At 56.4% G+C, this 23,664-nt stretch carries 21 protein-coding genes; 6 read left to right on the top strand and 15 right to left on the bottom strand.

Annotated features, from left to right (window positions below; translation table 11 throughout):
- Positions 1-42: 42 nt before the first annotated feature.
- Genes OLX77_RS09360 through OLX77_RS09350 form a run of 3 tightly spaced genes read right to left on the bottom strand, consistent with a single transcriptional unit; the run spans position 43 to position 3,226 of the window.
- Complete coding sequence (locus tag OLX77_RS09360) at positions 43-1,527, bottom strand: CCA tRNA nucleotidyltransferase (RefSeq protein ID WP_307633335.1); 1,485 nt, start codon at positions 1,525-1,527, stop codon at positions 43-45.
- An 8-nt stretch (positions 1,528-1,535) separates the two neighbouring features.
- Positions 1,536-2,429 carry a GTP cyclohydrolase, FolE2/MptA family gene (locus tag OLX77_RS09355; RefSeq protein ID WP_307633334.1) on the bottom strand — a complete coding sequence of 298 codons (894 nt, stop codon included), beginning with the start codon at positions 2,427-2,429 and terminating at the stop codon, positions 1,536-1,538.
- Complete coding sequence (locus OLX77_RS09350) at positions 2,426-3,226, bottom strand: glycosyltransferase family 2 protein (RefSeq protein WP_307633333.1); 801 nt, start codon at positions 3,224-3,226, stop codon at positions 2,426-2,428. The genes OLX77_RS09355 and OLX77_RS09350 overlap by 4 nt, the downstream gene beginning before the upstream one ends.
- 279 nt (positions 3,227-3,505) lie before the next feature.
- On the opposite strand from OLX77_RS09350, the gene OLX77_RS09345 reads away from it, so the two are divergent.
- The 5 genes from OLX77_RS09345 to OLX77_RS09325 all read left to right on the top strand — a co-directional run bounded on the left by OLX77_RS09345 (position 3,506) and on the right by OLX77_RS09325 (position 5,908).
- A complete protein-coding gene (locus tag OLX77_RS09345; protein ID WP_307633332.1) occupies positions 3,506-3,715 on the top strand; it encodes an addiction module protein in 210 nt (69 codons plus the stop codon).
- Complete coding sequence (locus OLX77_RS09340; RefSeq protein WP_307633331.1) at positions 3,715-4,017, top strand: type II toxin-antitoxin system RelE/ParE family toxin; 303 nt, start codon at positions 3,715-3,717, stop codon at positions 4,015-4,017. The genes OLX77_RS09345 and OLX77_RS09340 overlap by 1 nt, the downstream gene beginning before the upstream one ends.
- Positions 4,018-4,143: 126 nt before the next feature.
- Positions 4,144-4,611, top strand: coding sequence for an NfeD family protein (locus tag OLX77_RS09335; RefSeq protein ID WP_307633330.1), 468 nt, complete (start codon positions 4,144-4,146; stop codon positions 4,609-4,611).
- Between the two features lie 32 nt (positions 4,612-4,643).
- Positions 4,644-5,537, top strand: a complete 894-nt coding sequence (locus tag OLX77_RS09330) for an SPFH domain-containing protein (RefSeq protein WP_307633329.1) — start codon at positions 4,644-4,646, stop codon at positions 5,535-5,537.
- Positions 5,534-5,908 carry a DUF2784 domain-containing protein gene (locus OLX77_RS09325; RefSeq protein ID WP_307633328.1) on the top strand — a complete coding sequence of 125 codons (375 nt, stop codon included), beginning with the start codon at positions 5,534-5,536 and terminating at the stop codon, positions 5,906-5,908. Before OLX77_RS09330 ends, OLX77_RS09325 begins: the two co-directional genes overlap by 4 nt.
- A 244-nt stretch (positions 5,909-6,152) precedes the next feature.
- Here the strand turns inward: OLX77_RS09325 and OLX77_RS09320 are convergent, their stop codons facing one another.
- The 3 genes from OLX77_RS09320 to OLX77_RS09310 all read right to left on the bottom strand — a co-directional run bounded on the left by OLX77_RS09320 (position 6,153) and on the right by OLX77_RS09310 (position 9,314).
- A complete protein-coding gene (locus OLX77_RS09320) occupies positions 6,153-7,592 on the bottom strand; it encodes a tetrathionate reductase family octaheme c-type cytochrome (RefSeq protein WP_307633327.1) in 1,440 nt (479 codons plus the stop codon).
- A gap of 325 nt (positions 7,593-7,917) precedes the next feature.
- Positions 7,918-8,667, bottom strand: a complete 750-nt coding sequence (locus OLX77_RS09315; protein ID WP_307633326.1) for a hypothetical protein — start codon at positions 8,665-8,667, stop codon at positions 7,918-7,920.
- 2 nt (positions 8,668-8,669) lie between these two features.
- Complete coding sequence (locus tag OLX77_RS09310; RefSeq protein WP_307633325.1) at positions 8,670-9,314, bottom strand: RibD family protein; 645 nt, start codon at positions 9,312-9,314, stop codon at positions 8,670-8,672.
- A gap of 146 nt (positions 9,315-9,460) precedes the next feature.
- On the opposite strand from OLX77_RS09310, the gene OLX77_RS09305 reads away from it, so the two are divergent.
- Positions 9,461-10,414: a ParB/RepB/Spo0J family partition protein gene (locus OLX77_RS09305; RefSeq protein WP_307633324.1), complete on the top strand. Its 954-nt coding sequence runs from the start codon at positions 9,461-9,463 to the stop codon at positions 10,412-10,414.
- A gap of 3 nt (positions 10,415-10,417) precedes the next feature.
- Here OLX77_RS09305 and OLX77_RS09300 read toward each other — a convergent pair whose 3' ends face one another.
- From OLX77_RS09300 to lpxA, 9 genes are all read right to left on the bottom strand, one after another.
- Positions 10,418-11,974 (bottom strand): DUF3369 domain-containing protein, encoded by a 1,557-nt coding sequence (locus OLX77_RS09300; RefSeq protein ID WP_307633323.1) that lies wholly within the window; start codon positions 11,972-11,974, stop codon positions 10,418-10,420.
- Positions 11,967-13,919 carry a PAS domain-containing sensor histidine kinase gene (locus OLX77_RS09295; RefSeq protein ID WP_307633322.1) on the bottom strand — a complete coding sequence of 651 codons (1,953 nt, stop codon included), beginning with the start codon at positions 13,917-13,919 and terminating at the stop codon, positions 11,967-11,969. The genes OLX77_RS09300 and OLX77_RS09295 overlap by 8 nt, the downstream gene beginning before the upstream one ends.
- A 20-nt stretch (positions 13,920-13,939) precedes the next feature.
- Positions 13,940-16,123 (bottom strand): ribonucleotide reductase barrel domain-containing protein, encoded by a 2,184-nt coding sequence (locus OLX77_RS09290; protein ID WP_307633321.1) that lies wholly within the window; start codon positions 16,121-16,123, stop codon positions 13,940-13,942.
- 419 nt (positions 16,124-16,542) lie between these two features.
- Positions 16,543-18,609, bottom strand: coding sequence for a sensor histidine kinase (locus OLX77_RS09285; RefSeq protein WP_307633320.1), 2,067 nt, complete (start codon positions 18,607-18,609; stop codon positions 16,543-16,545).
- Positions 18,602-19,942, bottom strand: coding sequence for a ribosome biogenesis GTPase Der (der, locus tag OLX77_RS09280; RefSeq protein ID WP_307633319.1), 1,341 nt, complete (start codon positions 19,940-19,942; stop codon positions 18,602-18,604). Before der ends, OLX77_RS09285 begins: the two co-directional genes overlap by 8 nt.
- Before the next feature lie 95 nt (positions 19,943-20,037).
- Positions 20,038-21,081, bottom strand: a complete 1,044-nt coding sequence (locus tag OLX77_RS09275) for an aminoglycoside phosphotransferase family protein (RefSeq protein ID WP_307633318.1) — start codon at positions 21,079-21,081, stop codon at positions 20,038-20,040.
- A 1-nt stretch (position 21,082) separates the two neighbouring features.
- Entirely contained in the window at positions 21,083-21,979 is an 897-nt protein-coding gene (locus tag OLX77_RS09270) for a nucleotidyltransferase family protein (RefSeq protein ID WP_307633317.1), read from the bottom strand.
- A 48-nt stretch (positions 21,980-22,027) separates the two neighbouring features.
- Positions 22,028-22,864, bottom strand: coding sequence for an LpxI family protein (locus tag OLX77_RS09265; RefSeq protein WP_307633316.1), 837 nt, complete (start codon positions 22,862-22,864; stop codon positions 22,028-22,030).
- Positions 22,851-23,654: an acyl-ACP--UDP-N-acetylglucosamine O-acyltransferase gene (gene lpxA / locus OLX77_RS09260; RefSeq protein WP_307633315.1), complete on the bottom strand. Its 804-nt coding sequence runs from the start codon at positions 23,652-23,654 to the stop codon at positions 22,851-22,853. Before lpxA ends, OLX77_RS09265 begins: the two co-directional genes overlap by 14 nt.
- Between the last annotated feature and the right edge of the window lie 10 nt (positions 23,655-23,664).

Raw genomic sequence — 23,664 nt, 5'->3', positions numbered from 1 at the left:
TAACCTTTTTTTTGCCCCGTAGAATTACGGACCCTTATGCCGTTATAGCGGCGTTACTGACCCTGACTCAAGAAACATTTTCACCCAGGCCAGAGCCTGTTCCCGGTCCGCAACCACACCCTCCACCTGCGCACCCTCCAACCCCTCAAGGATCTCCTTGAAAAGCGGACCTGGCTCAAGGGCAAAGATGGTGATGAGATCATGCCCCGTGAGCAGCGGCGGGCTGGTAAAGACCGGCTGGATGTACTCTACGTGTACCTCATGCACCTCCGCCCAAAGCGCGGCCAGATTCTCCTCCATCTCCTCGGGCTTGCCGGGACCCTGCCCGGCAAGGCTATCCGCCATGGTCAGCAGAAAAAGAAGGGGCAGATCGTCACCAACCGCTTTGACCAAACGCAGACACGCCTTGCGGCTGATTCCGGTGTGCAGCCGGGCGTTGCTGAGATGAAATGGCCACATGTGCAGACTAATGAGCCGGGCCACCCGATTACGGTCATCTTTGGGCCAGTGCAACCGTTCGGCGATCCCCTCAAAGATAGCGGCTCCGGCCTGATCGTGGTTATAAAAGGTGATCTTTTCCTCAATCAGTCTGTGGGTCTCCGGTTTGCCCAGATCATGAAACAGGGCTGCCCATTTCAGCAATACGCCCCGTTTTTCTTGGACCGCCTTCCGGAACTGATCGCCCTGATCAGGAAAATATGCTTCGGGCTTCGAGATGATTGCCTCCACACAGCGCAAGGCCTCCAGACTATGGCCGAACACATCGAGATGATGGCTGGAAGGCTGGACCAGACCGCAACCCGCAACAAGCTCCGGAAAAACAACCCAGAGGAGCCCGCTTGCCGCCATGGCACGCACCGTCTCCCAGGCACGGGGAGAACCGATGATCAGACCCAGTTCATAGGCCACCCGCTCCATGGCCGACTCGACCAGCAGCTCGCCATGGGCGACAATGGCCGCCTCGGTCGCAGATTCGATACTGAAATCCAGAGTGGCCGCGAAACGGTAGGCCCGCAACAACCTAAGGGGATCGGCCAGGAGATTGGCTAGGGCCGGAGTCCGGATGCGTTTTTGGGCAAGATCGGCCACGCCGCCGAAAGGATCAATAACCGTGAGCTCGCCAAGGGCGCCGGTGCCAGGAGCAATGGGAACGGCCATGGCGTTGATGGTAAAATCCCGCTGGCCGAGATCGTCCTCAATACTGGTGGTGTGATTTCTGAAACCGGAAAAATCAAGGGTAAACCCCTGCCAGACAACCCTGGCCACGTCTTCAGCTGCATCAAGCAGGACAAAGGTGCCTCCCAGCAGAGCACTGACCTCGCGGGCGCAAGCCACAGCGCCCTTCGGTACGGCAAGATCAAGATCCTTGGCCACCACCCCAAGCAGCCAGTCCCGCACCGGCCCGCCCGCCACATACATGGGCTGTCCGCTGTGCTGTGCAATCTGGCCCAGGACAGACCGAAGCTCCTCGGGATACGTTTGCAGCCAATCCTGGCTCAATTGCCTCGCCGCTAACACTGCTGCCATGTCGTCCCTTACAGATGCCTGACGATTTCCGCCAGGGTGGTTTCCAGCCGACAACAAACGTCGTGGATATGGATGCTCTCCAGGCTCAAGGACTCGATAATCACCGAGGTTTCCGGCGGCAACACCTTGCCGAACCGCTCCCCGGCCCGCCGGGCCACTTCCCGCACCGCATCCTCAGCAAACTGCGGCTGGGTGTGCGAGGTGTAGACCAGTTGCGCCTCATCGGTTCTTTTCAACAGGTCCTGGGTCACATGCAGGGCCTCTTCCAGGCAAGCCAACAGTTCAGCAATAGATGGGGAAAGTCCTGCCGACTGAAGGGAAAGGGTGGTCTGGGAGCGCTGCGAATGGGTGGGCATGGGGCACTCCTCACCCTCCTTGCGAAACAGGGTCTGGTTATACGCCTGGGTGCAAGGACAGGCCGTAATGTGGGCCACACCCACACCGAACACCGCCACACTCTGCAGAGTATCCCCCTGCCCGGCCAGCTTCAGGTCAAGGGACACGGCAATGGAATCCACCGATTGCCTGCCGCTGACCTTGGCCGTGCGGATGAGCGGCAACTGGCCGGTAAGCCGCACCCTGCCGCGATTCGCACCCTGGCGCGCCATCATCTCCCTGCCGATCTGCAAGCCGTAGTCGCGGAGATCGGAAAACTCCCGATCGTACAGACCGGCGACCACCTCCTCCATGCGGGACATATGGATGCCGCGGACCTCCGCGGCCAGGTTCACCTCCAGCCGGGCCGCAAAAGGAATCAGCCCTTCGGGCAGCCGGACCCAGACGGTTTTTCCGCAGATGCCGACCTCCGGCAGGGGCAGCCCAAAGGCAGGATGCTGCTGGGGAATGTCAACCCCTTCCGCCAGCACCCGGGCATGGTCTTGGGGGGATATGGATGGTTTCAAAGAAGCTCCTCCTGTTTCAAGGAAATATACCACTGCTGAATCGTCTGCCAATCCCCCTGTTGCCTGGTCCAGTCGGCCAGGGCCTGAAACCGGACAAGATTCTCGGCTGCGGCCCCGGTTTCCGCCAGGGCACAGAAGACCGTGGCCAGCAGGGTCTCCAGCCGTTCGCTGTTCGCGCCATTGCACAGACTGCCATGATGGAGATACCGCAGGGTGATGGGTTCCTCCCCGCAAAAGCCAAAGGGGAAACGTTGGGCCAACCGGATAAAAAACGACCAATCCTCACCCAACTCTCCGGGACCGAAGCCCCCCACCGCAACACAGGCCTCTTTCTCCACCGCCATTGCCGAGGGGACCAGAAAACACCAGCGGGACAACGCGGCCAGGCAATGCCCTTCCAAGGTCATGCCCGGCTCGGGGAGGCAAAATTCCCCGCCGCCGACCTGATCGCAGTTCCTGGTCACGCCATAGGCCACCGGAAAGCCGCGGGCCATTGTCCGCACCAAGCGTGCGACATGGCCCTCCAGCCAGACATCGTCGGAATCAAGAAACATAACCACCTCGCCGCAGGCCTCGACAACCCCGGCGTTTCTCGCCAGACCAGGCCCAAGGCCGGAGCGGTGCAGCAGCCGCACCCCGGGAAACCGCGCGGCAACCAGGGCAGCGGTGTGATCCGTCGAGCCGTCGTCCACGACAATGATCTCGCTCACCGGAGTATCCTGAGCGGCCACGCTGGCAATGGCCCGGCAGGTCATCTCCGGCCGGTTTCTGGTGGGGATTACGCAACTGATCCGCATGGTCGTCGTGATGGTTCCTTTTGCTCTGTCTGACGAGGGTACGCTGTACCGGGCAGGAAGGCATGCTGCCCAGTCTCCAGCATAACACATAAAACTGGACTGCTCCAAGGGGATGGATTCGACATGCCTGTCTGAACAAGACGGGAGGCGGGCAGGGTCTCGACCGATTTTCTCCTTGCCTTTCAATCCCGTGCCACATAGAATCACTAACTGTTGGAACCAACGAAAAAATGGGGGCTTCTTTTTTTGTGTTTCCCTAATAACCCCATTGAAAAGGAGATGCACATGGGCACGCAGGAACTGGTGGCAATGGCCTTGAAGCTCGATCCGGCGGAGCGTTTCGACCTGGTTGACCAAGTGTTGCACTGTCTCGACAAACCCGATCCGGAAATCGACCGCCTCTGGCTTGACGAAGCGGAACGCCGCCTGGCGGCCTACCGCGCCGGCAAGGTACAAGGCATCCCCGCAGAGGAAATCCTCGGCGAATAATGATGCGCGTAATCTTCTCACCCGAAGCGCGGCGCGAGTTCGAGGAGGCCGAGCGCTACGACAATCGCCAAGCACCCCGTCTTGGCAACGAATTCCGGACAGAAATCAAGGAGGCCTTGCCGCGCGTCCAGACTTGGCCTTTGTCTTGCCCGGTCGAGCAAGGAGATATCCGACGCCTGACCTTGAGCCGGTTCCCCTACAAGTTGCTGTACTCGGTTGAAAACGATCAGATCTACCTCATTGCGATAGCCCACCAGCACCGCAAGCCCGAGTATTGGATTGACCGGACATCGGATCAATGAGCCTCAAGAACTACCAAGTTCGATATCCGAGACACAATACCTATTTGTCTCAAAACCAAACCGTAATGAGTAGTATCCCCACATAATAGGCTCGAATTTTTCAAAAATCTACAACAAGGAAGGGCAATGGAAAACATCCTCTGGTGGCACTGGATTGTCCTGGGAATCATTCTAATACTCATGGAAATCGTGGTGCCGTCGTTCACTATTTTCTGGTTCGGCCTGGGGGCGGTGGTGACCGGCCTACTGCTGGCCGCGCTCCCGGACGTTTCGCTCAAGTGGCAGTTACTGGTATTTTCCGCGTCCAGTCTCGGGTTCACCTTTTTCTGGTTCCGTTTCTTCGTGCCACGAAAAAAAACCAAAACCCTGCTGGCTGATGACCAGGCAGCCATCGGCCAGATGGGAATTGCCGCCACCCGGGCCCTGGTTCCGGGAGAGCATGGCCGGGTGGCGTTTTCCGTCCCGGTGCTGGGAGAGGAATCGTGGATGTATCTGGCGGACGAACCCATTGAAACAGGCAACCGGGTTCGGGTTATCGCGGTTCTCGTTTCAGACCAGGGAGAGCGGATTCTTAAAGTGAAAAAAGTGCTGTAACGGAGTTTAATCTTCACCTGGAGGAATAGTATATGGATGTGGGACTCATTATCGTCGTTGCCATTCTGGTTCTTGTGTTTGTGACCATTGCCAACGGGGTCAAGATCGTGCCGCAGGGGTATGAGTTTGTCATCATGCGGCTCGGCAAATACCATACGACGCTGACGCCGGGCCTGAACCTGATCATCCCGTATATCGACACCATTGCCGCCAAGGTAACCAGAAAGGATATCTCCCTGGATATCCCCAGCCAGGAGGTCATCACCCGGGACAATGCGGTGATCATCACCAACGCCATCGCCTTTATCAACATCCACACCCCGCACAAAGCCATTTTCGGCATCGATTTCTACGAACATGCCACCAAGAATCTGATCATGACCAACCTGCGGGCCATCATCGGCCAGATGGACCTGGATGACGCCCTCAGCTCCCGGGAGCAGATCAAGGTGAAACTTATCCAGGCCATTGCCAATGATCTGGAGGATTGGGGCTTGACGGTCAAGAGTATCGAGATTCAGGACATCAAGCCATCGAGCACCATGCAGGCCTCCATGGAACGGCAGGCCGCGGCGGAACGGATCCGCAGGGCGGCCATCACCGAGGCCGAAGGCGAAAAACAGGCTGCCATTCTGACGGCGGAAGGCCAGAAGCAGAAAGCCATCCTGGAGGCGGAGGGCGGCCTGGAAGCATCGCGAAGGGAAGCCGAAGCCCGCATCGTTCTGGCGCAAGCCACCAAGGATGCCCTGGCCTTGGTGCAACAAGGAATCGGCAACGAGCAGTTGCCGGCCCTCTACCTGCTGGGCGAGAAATATATTGGCGCCTTGCAGGAACTGGGTCTTTCCGGAAACGCCAAGACCGTGGTCCTGCCTGCCGATCTGCCCGCAGCGCTCCAGGGGATGTTTGGCCTCAAGATCGGAAAATGATCTACCGCATCGGGGCCGACACCATCCTCCTGCTGCACCTCACCTTCACTCTTTTCACTGTTCTTGGAGGCTTGCTGGTGTTGCGCCGCCCCTCCCTTCTCTGGGTGCATCTCGCCGCCGTTCTCTGGGGAGTTGTGATCGAATGGGCTGACTGGATCTGTCCGCTTACGCCGCTGGAAAACGCTTTGCGGGTACAAGGCGGCGAGGCGGGGTATGCGGGCGGGTTTATCGACCATTACGTTTCCCTGCTGCTCTACCCCGAGAATCTCACCATTGAATTGCGTTATCTCCTTGGATTAGGCCTTGTCTTTATAAACCTGACTATCTACGGATATATCTTTCTGACGCGCCGCCACCGGAAAACCTTGTGATAAACCAGCACGGCGTCTTTTGTGCTTTACGCAGAAACCCACCGCCAGTCAACCCTCTCTTCCACTTCTGAATCCCCTAAAGTCCCAACCGTAACCAATCAGCAGCGCCGCAGATGCACACCGAAGACAGCTCAGCAAGCAGCGCGAGACCACGCAAATGCTGTGCTGCTTGGCGTTTATACAAAAAAAGCCCCCTTCCTCAAAGAAGAAGGGGGCTTAAGGGAGGGTGCGGAAACCAGGAAGGTTACTTCTTCATCCTGGCAGCGCCTTTTGTTTTCATGGGATCGCCCTTGTAGCCGAGGGCCTTCCAGTCAAGACGGCCGTTCTTGGCGTGGCAGTCGTTGCACTTTAAGGCCTCGGCAGCCGGAGCAACCATGTGGTTGATCCGCCAGTACATGACCGTGGGGGCAAAATCAAAGCTGCCGCTGTATGCAAGACCGGAGGCCTCGCTCCCTGCCTTGACCGCCTTGTCCCAATCAAAATTCTTCCAGTAGGCTTCCTTGTCTTCCTTGTTGGTCGGCCAGACCTTGGGGGTCAGGAAATACTTGTTCTCCTTGTCATAGATCTGCTTGCCGCTATGGATCTTAAAGGGATAGATTTTGGCGCTTTTATCCTTGATGCTGCCCACCGGCGCGTTCAGCTCAGTGACCTTGGCAGGATCGATCTTCTCACCGCGCAGATAGACGGTGGCCTTGCCATTGTACCATTTGTAGGCAGGGACCACATCTTTCGCCCACTTGAAATTCCCTTTCTTTTTATCATAGCTGTCCCGCTTCTCCGAACCGAACACCTGCTCTTCCGGCTTAATGTCCTGACCGGCTGTGGACCAATCCCACTCCACCTTGGTGGGCATGGCCTTAGCAAAGGTGGGGATATGGCAGGTCTGACAGGCCACGGTGGCTGTGTGCGTGTTCAGCTTGGCATTCTTGTGGGGCTTGGCATCATGGCACTGGGTGCACTCCAGCTGATTCTTGCCGCCAGGGGTAACGATCATGGCGTTGCCCTTGATGTTGTGCTTCTGGGTGGTATGGCATTCGGTGCATTGAAAGTTCAGGCTGTCGGATCCCATGTGCACATCAATAGCCTTGGTGGGGTTAACCATGGAGGAATCGATATCGCCGTGTTTGACGTTGTTGCCGCCGCCGCCGAAACCATGGCAAGAGACACAGTTTTTCTTAGCGGGCTTGCCCACGCTTTGCGCTACCGCCACCAAGTCAATCGGTTTGGCATCCAACTCGGGGTTGCCGGTAAAGCCAAAGGGCATCCCGGCTGCCGGAGGCGCCTTTTTATAGGTTCCTGATCCGTCATGGCAGACCAGACAATCGACCCGGTTTTTGTCGTTGAAATCAAACTTGGCATCCTTCCAGCCGTAGCTGATATGGCAGCTGGTGCAACGGGGCCAGTTGGAATCAATGGAGATACAGAAATTATTGACGGCATTTTTCTTGCCGAGCATCACCTTGCCCTTGCCCTCGATATCCTGCTCAGTAGACCAAGTCCAATGGCTGGTCTTCATGATGTCCGTTGCCGCATCCGCATGGCACTCCAGACATTTCTTGGTAACATCCATGGGCGTGGCAAAAGGACCGGTAATACCCTTATGCGCCTCCCCACCATAAGCCGACCCTCCCGCGGCAATAGCAGAAACAACCACTAATGCAGAAAACACACCGTATTTTTTCATAGCGCCCCTCTTCTCCTTAAAAAAATGAGCCATCACACTTCCCTCCTTTTCCGACCTCAGAACGAAGACAAAAAAGCCAACAACAGCACACAGCTGTTCTCAAGGGTAGGCAAAGCAAATTAAGTGCCAGTGTAGGAAGAAACAGACAAGGGGATGATTTCACGACACAAAACAAATATTGCGGAGAGATTCCCGAAGAAAAGGGGGGCAATTAATTTTGACGACAAAGGAGCAAAAGAAGAGTGACATATTAAAATAACAACAAAAAAACAAGAAGAAACACCGCAAGGGCGCAAAATATCTTGCGCCCGTTACAGCCGCAATCCTACACCCTTTGATTCCCGGGAGGAAAACAGAGCGCAGCCTGCCGAATCCGACCGGCCAACCGGTGTTCAATATATTCGCCAACCCGTGGCAGCATAGCATCAAGGTACTGACCGATCTCCTTCTCCGTTGCCGTGGTCAGGGTCTGACAGAACAGACATTTTCTTTCCCCCCCGCCCGTGGAGGGCAGGCCGAAATCCTCCAGCACATGCCGGGTGATCATCTGGTCGTCAAAATCCTCGTACACAGGGAAGGTGGCGGTGATCCCGAACCGGGCGGAGAGCTCAGCGATCTTTTCCATGAAGACCGGGGTCTGCTCGGGGTAATGCCCCTGTTTTTTGGTGTAGCCGGCCACGAAATGGGGGACGAAATGCTCGTGACAATAAATGATGGCCCGGGCATGCATCGCGAGTTTACAGGCCACGCAGACGAGATTTTTCCCGCCATAGAGCGGCATGTATTCTTCATACCGGTCCAACCACAACCCTTGAAAGAGTCGGCCCATGTCCAACTCCACCATCTCCGCTTCCGGTATTTTGCTGGGCTCGGCGGCATTGGCCAGGAGAATCTTTTTCGCAGCCAGAAAGCGGTTCCTGGGAAAATCAACAAAGCGGCCCATGCCGTTGAGCATGTGGAGCAGATGGATGCGCACCGGCCGAACCAGGCCGGGATGATGGCCGGCGCTGGCCAAGGCATAGAGGGCGAGGGAGTCAGTTCCTCCGGAATACAAGATCGCCAGTTCCTGCTGCATGGTCACGCCCCCTTGATTACGCGATATTTCAAGAACAGTTCCCCAGTATTGGCTGTCTCGCACGAGACCAGGTCCAGCGGCAGAAAGGGATCACCCAACGGACCAGGGCCGCCGCACAAGGAGGGTGCCTGCAGGTCTCCGGAAAGTTGCGGGGTCAGGGTGAGAAGAATCTCATCAACAACCCCTTGTTGCAGGAAAGCGTAGTTCAACCTGCCTCCGCCTTCGACCAGCACCGAAGAAACGCCAAGTTCTGCCAGATGGGCAAGGGCCGCTGCCAAGGAAAGCCCTCCGCTGATATACGTCGGAAGGGGCACGACCTGAGCCAAGCCACCCAGCTTGTGCTGCAACCCAATTGCCGCCGCCACCCCGGTAAAAATAAGTGGCCCCGCCCCTTCCTGAAATATTTTTTTCCCTGCCAGCGGGATATCTCCGGACTGGCTGACGACCCCCCTGATCCGATTCGGCAAAAGATGCCCGCCAGGGCCCCGCATCTCCGGATCCCCCTGGCGCAGAGTTTCCGCCCCCAGCAGGCTGACATCGGTGAGCGCCCGCATATTTTCAAGAAACCCACGATCAACCGAGCTGCCGGTAAGGCCGGGACCGATGCGCCCGCAAATGGTGCTGGCCGCTATGATGATTACTTTCATACCGCCCCCTCCCAACCGTCCCGGCGACAAATGCCAGAAGCCCGACGGATGATTGCAAAAAAAGCCTGTAAATTTCATTGACAAGCTGGGGGTTTTTTCCCATAGAGTCAAGCATCCACGAACCTCAACAGTCCATGAGAACGCCAATGCCCCATGCCTTCCGCTCAAGTCTCGTCAATCTGCACCACATCAACTTTCAGGACTTCAGCAACAGCCTGAGCCCGGAAGAAGCACCGCAGCCAAGCGCGGAGCTGCTGGCCTCCGTTGCCCGAAGCGGAATCCTCCATCCTCCCATCCTCAGGGAACAGGGCCGGACCACCATGGAGATCGTCAGCGGCCGCAGACGTTTGATGGCGGCTGCGGAAGCTCGGGACAGCGTCTCAACCATCTGCCTGGTTTTACCGGCGGATACCCCGCGGGCGGAAGCCCTGGCCATCAACCTGGAAGACACCATCCTCCGGGGCAATATCACCGTGGTGGAGCAGGCAATCTTTTTCGAAAAAATCCTCGAACATCTGGAAGAAAACGAGGCGGCCCAGCGATTTCTTCCCGCCCTGGGTCTGGAACCGCACCGCCATCACCTGCACAGCCTGCTGCAGCTCCTCGGGCTTGAAGATCATCTGCTCACGGCGCTCCATGAAGGGAGGCTGCACGATGGAGTGGCCAGGGAATTACTGGCCCTGAATTTCACCGACCGCCTCTCCCTGTACGAGGTCATGGAAATGCTCAGCCTCAGCGTCAGCAACCAGAAAAAAATCACCGTCATCAGTCGGGAGCTGGCAGCCAGAAACCAGACCTCGATCATGGCCCTCCTCAGCCAGCCCGAGGTACGGGAAATCCTTGACCCCAAAGAAACCAACATCCCGCAAAAAACCGCCCGCCTCATGCAGTGGCTCACCGAACAGCGTTTCCCGAGGCTCGGGGAGGCGGAAGAGGAATTCCGCACCTTCGTTGCCACCCTCAAGCTGCCGGGGGGTATCACCTTGAACCACTCGCCCTCTTTTGAACAGGATCAGGTACAGCTTGCCATCCCCTTTGCCAACCGGGAAGCACTGCACAGGGCCTGGCCGCTCATCGCTACTGCCTTGAAGCCGGAATAGGCGCTACTCGGCCAGGGTGATTTTGATGGCCAGGATCGCCTCGATATTTTCAAAAAAGAGATCCACCAGAACCGGGTCGAAATGCGCGCCCCGTTCCGTCCGGATAAGATCGAGGATGGCCTCCATCTCCCAGGCCTGGCGATACGAACGGTCACTACCCAAGGCATCAAACACATCGGCTATGGCCGTGATTCTCGCACTGATGTGGATCTCCTCCCCCTTCAACCCTTTGGGGTAGCCGCTGCCGTCAAACTTTTCGTGGTGCTGCATGGCAATGACAATGGCGGCCTTGACAATCTCCCGATCGGAAAGGCCCAGCATCTCCTGAGCCCGGATGGTATGGGTCTTCATGACCTCAAACTCAGCGGGGCTCAACGGCCCGGTTTTATTGAGGATGGCATCCGGGATGGCGACCTTGCCCACATCATGCATGGAAGAAGCCAGACGGATCACCTCCACCTCCCGCTGGCTTAAGCCATGTTTCTCCGCAAGCAACCGACTGTATTCGGCCACCCGATGGACATGATTGCCGGTTTCAAGGGACCGCATCTCGGCAAGCTGGCCCAGAGTATAGATGATCTCCTTCTGGGTTCCTTCTATCTCCTGATTCAGGAGCACATTTTCATAGGCCACCTGCACGTTGCTGCAAAAAACCTCGATCATCCGCCGGTCAAGGACGCTGAGGTCCCGCCATCCCTCAAGATAAATAACCGTTTCTTCTCCACGCTCACTGCAAAAATAACCGATATACCGATTATCCAGACAAATAGATTTCTTGAGCGTCGTCACCTGCTGGACACAATCAAGAACATTGTCAGGCAAGTCCCCCTTGGTCTCGGCATCGATATACGGCTCATAAGCCCCGGTGGCGGCCAGCATCTTAAAATTACCCTGTAAATTAGCCACCGCGATCCCCGAGGTCTGACAATAGAGGGCATTTTCGCTGAGATGCAGGATGGAAACCAGCTGGGTCAAGACTCCGCTGGCCAGATTTTTGATCGAGCGGAGGCGGCAGATATAGGTGGCCGCATCGATAATCTTCTCCAGTCCCTTTCGGTTGGCATCGATGGTGAGGATGTCCCGATAGGAACGAAGGGAAGCAACCATGGTGGTGAAAAGTTTCTGGGCGGTGAGTTCGGTCTTTTCCTTGTAATCATTGATGTCATACTCGATGATTACTTTTTCCGCAGGCGCCTGGCCAGGCTGGCCGGTGCGCAGAATGATCCGGACAAAGGAATTTTTCAGCTCCTCCCGGATATGGCGAACCACTTCAAGCCCGGCATCGTTTTTCTCCATGACCACGTCGAGAAAAATAATGGCGGTATCGGGATGCTCGGCAATAAGAGCCCTGGCCTCCTTGCCGGAATAGGCATGGAGAAAAAGCAGCCCTTTATTCTCATAAGAAAAATCCGCGAGAACCAGCTTGGTGACGGCATGCACCTCTTCTTCGTCGTCAACCACCAGCACCTTCCAGGCACCTTTACCCACAGCCTGTTGTCGGGGTGACACACTCCCCTCCGGTTCATCGGCAAAAAAAACCGCCTCAGGTGATTCAACCATGCGATACCCCCCCAGGTATGACAGCCGGGAAAAACAGGACAAAGGATGTCCCCTTTCCTGGCATGCTTTCGCAGATAATTGTCCCCAGTAATTTCTGGGTTACAAGATTATATACGATATGCAGCCCTAAACCGCTCCCCCCTTTTTCCCTATTTGTCGTAAAAAAGGGATCAAAGGCATGGCTGACCAGATCGGCGGTCATACCCTTTCCGTCGTCGCTGTATGCAAACCGGACATTGCCTCCCTCCAGCCCGATCTCCACATGCAGAAAGCCGGCCTGATCCTCATCATAGGCATGGGTCAACGAGTTGGTGATGAAGTTGGTAACGATCTGGGAAAAGGCACCGGGGTAGCTGTTCAACTCCAAATCCTCGGGACAGGAGATCTCCAGGCGATGGCCGGTATTCTTTAAAACCGGCCTGAGGCTCAGGCAGACCTCGGCCAGGTACTCCTTAACCCGAAAAGGCCTGCGCCCTTCCCCGGATTGATCCACCGCCACCTGTTTGAAGCTGCGGATAAGCTCCGCTGCCCGGTTGAGATTGGAGAAAATAAGATTCGCCGCTTCCTGACAGAGGGCAAGATACCGATCAAGATCGCTGCGGCTCATACGCCCTTCCGCATAGAGCGCCACAATCTCACGGGTTTTGTTTTCCAGGTGCGAGGCCGCTGTTACGCCCACGCCCACCGGGGTGTTGATTTCATGGGCAACGCCTGCCACCAGATCACCCAGGGCCGCCATCTTTCCCGATTGCACGAGTTGGGCCTGGGTCTGTTCCAACTGCCCCAGAGTTTCCCGCAATTCAAGATTGGCGGCGTCCATGCGGGCGGTACGCTCCATGACCCGCCGCTCCAGGGTATCGGTCAGGGCAAGCAGATCATGTTCGGCCTGCTTGCGCACGGTGATGTCTTCAAAGACCACCACCGTACCCAGAACCTTCTCCCCTTCCACCAGGGGGGTACAGACAAACTCCACCGGAAAGACAGTACCGTCTTTTCTGCCGAAGTAGCTTTCTCCTCCCCGGTTTTTCCTTCCCTCACCATAGGCAGCACACACCGGACAATCTTCACGGCCATAGGGGTCACCATCCCAACGCACGTGATGGTGAAAATCATGGAGATGTCTGCCGATCAATTCCACTTCCTCGAAACCAAGGATCTGCAAGCCAGCCAAGTTGATAAAGGTAAGTCGTCCCTGGGTGTCCAAGCCATAGATCCCCTCGCCGGCGGATTTCAAGATCAGCTCATACTCCCGATGCAATCTGGCAAACTGCTCTTCCGCGGCATGACGCACCGCAATCTCTTTCTGCAAGAGAAGATTGGCTCCTTCTAAATCGACGGTCCGCTCTCGGACCCGCTCCTCAAGCTGTTGGTGCGCCGAGGCCAGCTTCTGCTCCGTCTCCAAACGCAGGCCGATTTCCATTTCCAGAGGGGCGAGGGCGATACGCCTCAGGGTTAACCACAGGACGATTCCCGCTATGGCCGTCATGAGAAACGAGGCAAGCCCCAACTGCCAATGCAGCTTGCGCAGAAGCCCATCCACCTCGGTGGAAGAAGAGACCATCTGGAGGATTAAGAGTCCTTTGCCCTGAAAACGGACCTTCTCCTCTACCAGAAAAAACTTCCCCTCTTCTTTCGGGCGGCTGAAGGTGATCAAATCTCGCCCTGCGGGACCCACCGCAGCCAGGCGAACAACCTCCGGATGTTCTTCGCCCCAACGCAGGATGAATCGGGTTATCGATTCGTAATCATACTTGATCAGAGGCTCAATGAAATTGGCCGCCATCAACTGCAGATCGCGACGGGCCTGATTTTCCGCCCGAGAATACAAAAAATCCCGCTGGTGGTGGGCAATGATGAAATCACCCAAGGCCATAAAAAAAAACAAGACGGCCATGAAAGCCATGACCGCCTTGTTATATCTGCCTTGTTGCGGGCCTGATTGCATGCCAATCCGCTCCTATCCGTTCAACAGGAGGAATACCCGCAACTCACGCACTGGTTGCAGCCGCCGCTTCGCCGCAGGCTCAACTTGCCGCACGCCGGGCAGGAAGCATAGGAGGAAGGCTCGACATAGGGTTCCGGATCGCCCTCCACCTCATTCTCCGCATTCTTATCAAGAACCTTGGCCAGGGCCGCGGGGATGGAATAGACCCTGCCCAGCGAGGCGCTGATCCAGGCACCGTCGGAGGAGATATCCTCCAAGGTCCTGGCAATCTTACCCACCAGCCGGTAGTCGTGCTGGAGCGCCACGGAAATAACCCGGCCCAGGGCCTCGCTCATCCCATGCAGAGTCGAACCGGACTTGGTGGTGTTGAGGAAAATCTCGCGCACATGCCCCTGTCCGCCCTTGTTCGCCGTGATATACAACGGCGCAGGCCCCCGGAACTTGTAGGTGCTGCCGCTGCGCACGTCCATATCGCAGAATTCGCAGGTCTCCGCCAGCTTGCCGCCATGATCGCTCAACACCCCCTCCATGGAGGAATCGCGGAACATGGTGATGCCCTTGAGATTGCTTTTCCGGGCATACTGGAGGATCTTCTTGATATCCTCCACCGTGGTGTCGGCGGGCAGGTTGATGGTTTTCGAAACTGCGGTATGATTGAAAGCTTGGCACGCCTCGAGAATCCGGATCTGCTGATACGGCTCGATCTTGTGCGCGGTCTGTTCGGCAACCCATTCCAACTTCTCCTCCTCGTACTGGTAAAACTCCAGGGGCACGAGAATGAACTCCTTCCAGGAATCATCCACATCCTTGACCTTGCGGCGCTGGATCATGGAGAAATAGGGCTCCACCCCGGTACAGGCCACCCGCATCAACTGGGAGATGGAACCGGTGGGGGCTTGCGAGGTGGTCACCGAGTTATACAGACCGCCGAGCTTGCGCAGGGTAGTAAATATATCGCCCGCACGCTTGTGCCACTGCGCTTTGTTGGGCATATCCGACTCGATGAAGGCCGCGGCCTCGCTGTCGATCTTATCGACATAGGTCATGTTCCATTCCTGGGGAGTGAGCTTCTTCTGCTTGCCCTCCTTCTTAATGAACTCGGCGTAGTCGAGACTGCCCTGCATGGAGCCCAGCATCAGGACCAACTGAGTCGCCTTGGCAAAGAGCGGGGCCTCATGCTCATCGGCATAGGAAACCCCAAAATGGTTCATGGCATGGTGCAACCCGGTAAAGCCTATACCGATGGGACGGAACTTGAGGGTGTTGGCCTTGATCCGCTCAATGGGCGGAAAGCCCCCCAGATCGAGGATCTCATTGCCGGCCACGGCCGCGAGCCTGGCTGCCTCGAAAACGCGGTCAAAAAACTTCTCCTGCTCCTCTTCAAGGCACTTTGACAGGTTGACCGTAAGCAGGTTGCAGGCAGTATCCTTGGTGGAAAGATATTCGCCGCACGGGTTGGAAAAAACCGGATTGTATTTGGCCAGCACCGGGGTATTGGCCATGCTCTTCTGGGTAAACAGCAGGCCGGGATCACCGGACTTCCAGATGTATTCGGCCACCAGATTGGTGAGCTCTTCATCCTTCCAAAACTTCTCGTCGGTGACATTGAGCGAGATATTACAGCCGGTGTAGCGGCCAGGATTATCCCCCTTAAAGGTGACGAATTCCTTGACGTCCTTGATATCCCAGTCCGCTTGAATCATCAGGGCGCCCCGACGTTTACCCCCCTGGCTGATGCGCTCGGAAAGGTGGGAAAACCCCTTGGCAAAGGAAACCGGACCGGAGGCAAGCCCCTGGCCGTTGTCCACAATGGTTCCCTTGGGCCGGATCTTGGTCACATCGATGCCACCGCCGCCGGCATGCTGGAAGATGCTGACCAGATCCCGCTCCATATCAAAGATCGCATCGGTGGAATCTTCCACATCGCCCAAGGGATAACAGGAATAATAACCCGCCCGCCGGGTATAGGGGTTGCCGCCGTTCATCAGAAAAGGCGTCGCTGTAATAATGGTTCCGTGGACCAGGGCCTTGGCCACCGCAGGGTGCTTGAACTGCTTACTGATGCGCAACAACACCTGGCTCATGTCTTTTTCCATGGGCAGCCCGGTCTTATTATTGCGGACAGCATACCTGGCCTGGACCAGATACTCTTCAAAACGCTCCCACTCCTTCAGCGCTTCATCAAAACTGATTGGTAACTCCATCGGGCACCCCTCGGGTAAATGTCATGATTGTTGCAACCGCAAACTTCAAAAAGCCTCGATTACAACGGTGATTGTTTGGCAACTCTTTGATTTCTATATCTCACAGGCTTGTTTCCCTGCGTTATGGACCTGTGGCCTTTTTCTCTTTTTACACGTCCATCTTGATTATCGCGGGACAAAACACGATATGGCACATCTGCAGCATATACCACCACAATATATGGTACAGCATACCCAAAGAGGGGCCGGGAAGGAAGCACTTTTTCAGATAAAAAAAGGGGAGGAAAAAATGAAGGAACTGCGCCCTGTTACAGGAGGCGGGCAAGCCATTTGCACCATTCAACGGTTAGACAAGATCAAGCGAACGAAACTCGGTTGTCGGCACTTAGGCCAACACAGGATCCGGAACTTTACTGCCGCTATGATGGGCCAAGAGGCAGCTGGATAATAAAAATCGAGCCCTCGCCGGGGGTGCTTTTGGCCGTTATTTTCCCACGATGCCGGGCGACAATTTTTTCGCAGGTTGCCAGGCCGATCCCGGTCCCCTCATACTCATTGCGGCCATGCAAGCGGACAAAGGGCTGGAAAATTCGCTCCGCGTGCTTTTCCTCAAAGCCAATGCCGTTGTCCTGCACCGTGATTTCGTAGATTTTACCGGGCAGCGTTCTGCCCTTCACCGCAATGACCGGGGAGAGATTTTTCTGCCGGTATTTCAGGGCGTTGGCAATAAGATTCTGAAACAACTGCCGAAGCTGGGTTTTGTCTCCCACAACGGCCACCAAGCCATCCACACAGACATTGCCCTCCACCTGGCTGATCCTTTCTTCAAAATCACCCAGCACCTCCCGCAAAAGATCATCCAATTCCACCACCCCGAAAGGGCGGTCACAGGTACGCACCTTGGAGAGATGCAGGATATCATCCACCAATTCCTGCAATTGCCGGGCGGCCCTGAGGATCCGCGCGAGGTATTCACCCGCCTTGCCGTCAAATTTTTCCGGCCATCTAGCCTGCAAACGCTCGACAAAGGCGACAATAAGGAGGAGCGGCTCTTTCATATCGTGGGAGGCCACATGGGCGAACTGCTCCAACTCGGCGTTGGAACGCTTGAGACTGGCCGCCAACAGTTCCAACTGCTGCTGCGCCTGCTGGCGTTCGGCAACCTCCAGCAGCAGCTGCCGATTCACTGCCTCGGCCTCCTGGGTTCGTTCCTCAACCATGTCCTCCAGCCAAGCACGGTATTCCTTCAGCTCATCTTCCATCTTCCGCAGCTTGGTGACATCGGAAAAAACCCCGGTGGCATACGTACCCGCAACCCGGGCCCGGTCATGAACCCAGAGCCATTTTCCGTTTTTATGCCGAAAACGGTAGCGGAAGGAAAAATCCCTGCCTTTGGCAAAAAGACGGTGATACCGCTTCCGGACCTCTTCAACATCCTCGGGATGCACGCGGTCCAACCTGCTTCGGCCAAGCAGTTCAGTAGGGGTGAAGCCACAGATTCTTTTAATATTGGGACTGAGATAGAGCAGAGTCCCCTCTGCATCCGCCTGCCAGGTGACATCCGGCACATTTTCCACCAGGCTGCGGAACTGTTCCTCGCTTTCCTGCAAGGCCTGCGCTGTCTGTCTTTGTGCGCTGATATCCTGCAAAATGACAATGCCCCCCGGCACCCCGCGCACCCGACCCAAAGACGCACCGCTGATCAAGACCGTCCGGATCTCATCTGCTACCGGAAGATTCACTTCAATGTTGGCAAAGGAACCATGTTCAGCCAGATTCTTTTCAAGCAAACAGGCCTTACAGGCTTGTACCCCGAAAAGCTGAAGGCACGACTTGCCAAGCAGTCTCTCGCCCCCCTCCTTAAAAAATTCCGCAAAGGCAGCATTGACATCAAGCAGACATCCCTGCTGATCAACAATACAAGCAGGCTCCGCCATTCGATGAAATATCGTGGCATAGCGTCTTTTTTCATTCAGAATAAAATGCTTCGCCTCCCGCAGCCGGCGCTGGGCGGCAAGCCCCTCCTCCTTGAGCCAGCAGTCGGCGGCAGCTGTTTCCAGGAGGTCAAAAAACAAGACACTGTGAGACTGAGGAAGGGGAGGCAAAGTCGGATCGTTGAGCACGGTCCGGTGGAGGCATTTAAGCAAAGAAAAAAAGACGGCAAAGGGCAAACCATCCTGCCGAAAAAGCTGCACTGCTTCACGGGCAAGCGCGGTGGGGATATCCAGGGTAAGAGCGTTGGCGCAATCAGGGCTGCCCTGCCCTGGGGCTTTGGAACCCTCTTTCCCCGCTAGCGCCGGTGCCTGAAGAAAATCAGCAAGCCCCTCCGTCAAACGGGAGACAAAAAGGCGCCAACCATCCTCCTGCAAGGCAAAATACTGGGCGTATCCGGTCTGTTGCACTTCATGGGCAAAGGCTTCACGCAGCCCTTGACCATCGTTAAGCAACAATCCAAGATTCTTACCCAGCAGCTTGCCTTTAGCCATATTCTTTTCGTTGCCGTTCCTTAAGAATAATCTTGATGGGAATGGAATCGAGCTTGAGCCCGGCCCGGAACTGGTTCAGCAGGTAGCGGAGGTAGGAAAAATGAACCCCCTTCGGGTAGTTGGTAAAGATGATAAAGGTGGGCGGCTTCGTGGAAATCTGGGTCGTGTAGTAGAACTTGAGACGACGCCCCTGATGCATGGTCGGGTTATGGCCCTCCAGCGCATCCTGTAAAATCCGGTTGAGCTTGCCGGTTGAGAAGGAGCCGCAATACTGCTTGTAAATCTTTGCCACCGTGGGCAGCAACTGCTTCACCCCCGCACCGGTAAGAGCGGAGATCTTAAGCACCGGGGCATACTCAACAAAACTCGTTGCCCGGGCAATCTCCTCCATCAACTGTTTCTGCCGCTTCGCATCCCCGTGGAGCAGATCCCATTTGTTGACCAGGATCATGCAGGCCCGGCCGCGCTCAAAGGCATAGCCCAGCACCTTGGTATCCTGTTCGGTAATCCCTTCTCCGGCGTCGATGAGGATCAGCACCACATCACAACGTTCCAGTGCGCCCAAAGCCTGGAGCACGCTGAACTTCTCCAGTTTTTCCTGCACCTTGCCCTTGCGCCTGATCCCTGCGGTGTCAATGAGCAGATACGGCTGCTTGCCCACGGTGAGCAGGGTGTCCACCGAATCCCTGGTGGTGCCCGGCACATCGGAGACCACCATACGCTCTTCCCCCAGCAAGCGGTTGATCAAGGAAGACTTCCCCACATTGGGTCGACCCAGACAAGCCAGGCTTATGGTATCCGGCGGAATGTCTTCTGATTCCGGAAAAACCGGCAGGGTTTCGAGCAAGGCTTCAAAAAACGGCTTTACCCCGTACCCATGCGCGGCGGAAACAGGCCAGAGCGTATCCACCCCCAATTCATAAAAGGGGGGTATCAAGCGTTGCTCAAGCTCGGGGCTGTCCACCTTATTGACCAGGAAATGCACCGGTTTTTCCGTGCGCCGCAGGTAATCGGCCACCTCAAAATCTTCCGGCAGCACCCCCTCCTTGCCGTCAAGCAAGAAAAGAATCACGTCCGCTTCCCGCATGGCCTGCATGGTCTGCTCGCGGATCAAGCCAGCCATCATTTCCCGGCCGTCGCCCTCGATACCTCCGGTGTCAACAAGGATAAAAGTCCGTTCCTCAATGGTCACCTGCTCATAATGCCGGTCACGGGTTACACCGGGAGTGGGATCAACAATGGCCTTGCGATGCTTGGAGAATCTGTTGAAAAGGCTCGACTTGCCGACATTGGGTCGGCCAACCAGAGCAACGATGGGATATCGGGTTTGCATGTTATTTTTGAATTTCCGTGTTGGGTTGAGGTGCGGTTGCGAAAGAAGTATCGAAGTCTACACTGCTGCCGTTTCCAGCAACATGAGCAACACTGCTATTCCTGGTCATGGGCTTCCAGTAAATTTCTCACCTGCTGAACCACAGCGCGCAGAGTGGGGAAATCCCGCCCCTGCGGCGCAGCCAGGTGTTCATGAAGGGTACGGGCCGCAGGTTTGATAAACTGCCGAAAAAACTGTTTTCCGCGAATCTTCGAGAGAAAAGCAAACGCGCCAAGAATCTGCAGGTTACGCTGCAGAGCCATGTAATAATATCCCTCAATAAATCGGCCCCGGTCAAGGGGAATATGAGAGGCGAGCGCATCCAGGTAGCATCCAAGGAGGGCCTGCTGCCGGTCTAGAGACAAACCGGCATAGGGATCGATGAGCAGGGAGGCAAGATCATACCCCAACGGCCCCATTCTGGCACCCTGAAAATCAATGATCCTGACTTTCCCCTTATGGACCATGAGGTTGCGCGACTGAAAATCACGATGCAAAATAAAATCAGCCGGCTCCTGCAGAGCCCGGTCCGCCAGAAAAACAAACTCCTGGATCAGCCCTCGGGGCAGGTTGTTCATCCCCAAAAAATCCTCGCACAGGGCCTTCTGAAAATATCCGGACTCCCTGGTCAGCATAAGTTCGCGGTCATAACGAGGGGTATCCCAACACCACGCCGGCTGAAAATCCTGGGACGCCTCGGTCTGCAAATGGGCCAAGGCCGCAAGAGCCTCTCGGTAGAAGAGGTCTACCTCCGGCGATTCTGCGCCATACAGGAGAACCAGATCATGGAGCTTGGTATCGCCCAGGTCCTCAAAGAGAATGAGGCCGCACTCCTCGGCAAAACCGTAGATTCTCGGGACCGCTGCCCCATGCGTGGAAAAATGAAGCCCTATTGCATGGGCGGCCCGTGCTTCGGCCATGCCCAATGGCAGAGTAGGGCTTGGCAAAACAGCCAGTAGGGAAAGATCGCCTACAGAAAACCGGAAAAACTGCCGATCAGAACCATCCCCGGCCATCCTGTCCGCCACCGGAATATCCGGGGAAAGACCCTGCGCGGCCAACAATCTCCCCAGCGCCTGCCTGTGCTCCTCGGTAAACACCTTACTCGCCCTCCGTGATGATGCTGTCCACCAGAATACTGCCTGGGGCAACCCGAGCCCCATCCCAGACCACAACCCGCGTCAGGCTCGCCCCCTCGCCGATCGTTGCACCGTGCCCGATGGAAACCCAATCCTGCATGCTTACCCCGGCTCCGAGCACAAGGTCTTTGCCAAGATAAAAAGGGGTGTCAGCGTTTCCGGAGGAAAATCCGGGAAGCTTCTTGAGCAAAATATCCTCGTGGAGCTTCAGGTAATCAGCGGGAGTGCCCATATCGGTCCAAAAATGACCAGAAACAATCAAGGATTGAATGCGTCCCCCGCTTTTGATCACCTCGGCATAACAGTCAATGCTGTTATAAAAAACACCCGCGGGGATCGGGTTAAGCACAGCCGGATTGAGGACCTGCACCCCGGTAAAAGCGAGGAGACGCTCCCCCTCGCCAGCTGGACCGGTAAACCCGACGATCCTGCCCTCGCCATCCACCCGCACATTGTTAAAACGCGGGCAATCATGCAACAGCATAGTCACCTCCGCGTCGGAGGCGCAATGGGCCTGATAGAGCGCAGCCAGATCAAAGTCGTGGACGATATCCCCATTCACCGCAAGAAAGGGTGCTTCCGCAAAATAGGGTTGTGCGAGACGCAGACCGCCGCCGGTACCCAGCTCGACATCCTCCATCTGAACCTGAACGTCTTCGTGGTCATGGAGCAGGACTTTGACCTGCTCCCGGAGATGGTGGGCATTGACCACAATCCCCTCAACCCCATTTCGCCGAAGCTGGGTCAGGGTATGGAGCAAAATCGGGGTGTCCAGCACCGGGAAGAGTGGCTTGGGACGCTTCAGGGTGTAGGGTCGCAGGCGTGTCCCGAATCCTGCGGCCAGAACCATGGCTTTCATAGCAAATACATCCTGATGACTGAGTATGGATAACGAAAAACAGAAGACTTATAAAGACAGGGTGGAGTCCGGCAGTTCCTCCACCCCAACCACGACAATGCCGGCCCGGTTCGCGGCTTCGATCACGGCCTCCCGGTCAAAAAGCAGGGCCTGACCGGTTTCCACCGCCAGTACAGCACCCTTGACCTCGGACATGGTCTCGATGGTTTTTACGCCGATGGCCGGGAGGTCGAAGCGGAAATCCTGCTTGGGCTTTTTCACCTTGACGACCACGGTTTTCTCTTTCCCCAGGGTGCCGCCCCGCATGATGGCGGCATCCGTTCCCTCGATTGCCTCAACGGCCAGGACGGTGCGGTCGCGGACCACAACACATTGGCCGATATCAAGGGCGCCGATGGCCCTGGCGGCCTGCCAGCCGAAGCGGATATCATCCAATTGCTCGGCAGAGGGCTTCTTTTTGGTCAGAACCCCCTTGGGAAAGAGCAGATCCTTGAGGTAGAGGGTGGATTCGAGAACGTGAATGCCCTCTTTTTCCAGGGCCTCTGCCACCGCCCGTAAGATCGCGTCGTCCTGCCGGGCGTCTATTTTATTCCACAGGGTCAGCCCCTTGAGGTCCGGCCAGACATCCTTGAAAATTTTTGTTTTGGTAATCGCCCCGAGGAAAACCGTTTCCGTCACGCCATGTTCCCGGAAAAAGCCGATGATCTTGCCAAGCTGGCCGAGCTTTACCCAGCAGAACCTATCGGCGATGCTTTCAAGCTCAGGCCAGGACTCCCCCTGGTGCGCAACGATTACCACCTCGCGCCCCGCCTTTTTGGCCGCCTCGGCAAAGAGTTTCGGAAACTGACCGGAGCCGGCGATGATGCCGATCCTATTCTTCGTCATCACCGGCCATGCGTACCGCCCCACGTTTCGAGGTGGCGAAGAAATTCACCAGTTTGGCAACCGGCTCACAGTCGGGGATCTCCGCCAGGGTCTTGGCAAGTGCTTCCTGGAGCAGTAATTCCGGGCTCCGAAAAATAATTTTGTAGGCCTGCCCCAGCTTTTTGATATCGTCCGCCGTAAAGCCGGAACGGCGCAAGCCAATCCGGTTAATGCCGGTTACCCGCATCTGGTTGCGAATCCCGGCCATGATCACATAGGGGGGCACATCTTTGCTGAGCCCGGACATCCCGCCGATATAGGCATATTCGCCGATCCGGACAAACTGGTGCACGGCGGTGAGCCCCCCGATGATCACCCGGTCGGCAACCTCGACATGGCCGCCCAAGGTGGCGGCATTGGCCATGATGACATGATCGCCAACCACGCAGTCATGGGCGATATGGGTATAGGCCATCAACAGGTTGCCGCTGCCCACGGTGGTCACTCCATGGCCGCCCGGGGTTCCGCGGTGGATGGAAACGTATTCGCGGATCTGATTATCGTCGCCGATGACCAAACGGGTGGGCTCGTTATTGTATTTCAAATCCTGGGGCGGCCCGCCGATATTGGTAAAAGAACCGATGGTGTTGCGGGCACCGATGGTGGTCAAACCGGTGACCACGGCATGGGGACAGACCACGCAATCAGGGCCGATCACCACCCCTTTCTCAATAACGGCATAGGGACCAACCGTGGTGGAGGCATGGACCTGCGCCTCGGGATCAATAACTGCGGTAGGATGTATATTCATTGCGCCTTCG

The organism is Thiovibrio frasassiensis (genome assembly GCF_029607905.1).
GTDB classification, from domain to species: domain Bacteria; phylum Desulfobacterota; class Desulfobulbia; order Desulfobulbales; family Desulfurivibrionaceae; genus Thiovibrio; species Thiovibrio frasassiensis.
The sequence above is the reverse complement of the archived record's forward strand: the minus strand, read 5'-3'. Positions and strand labels throughout refer to the sequence as shown.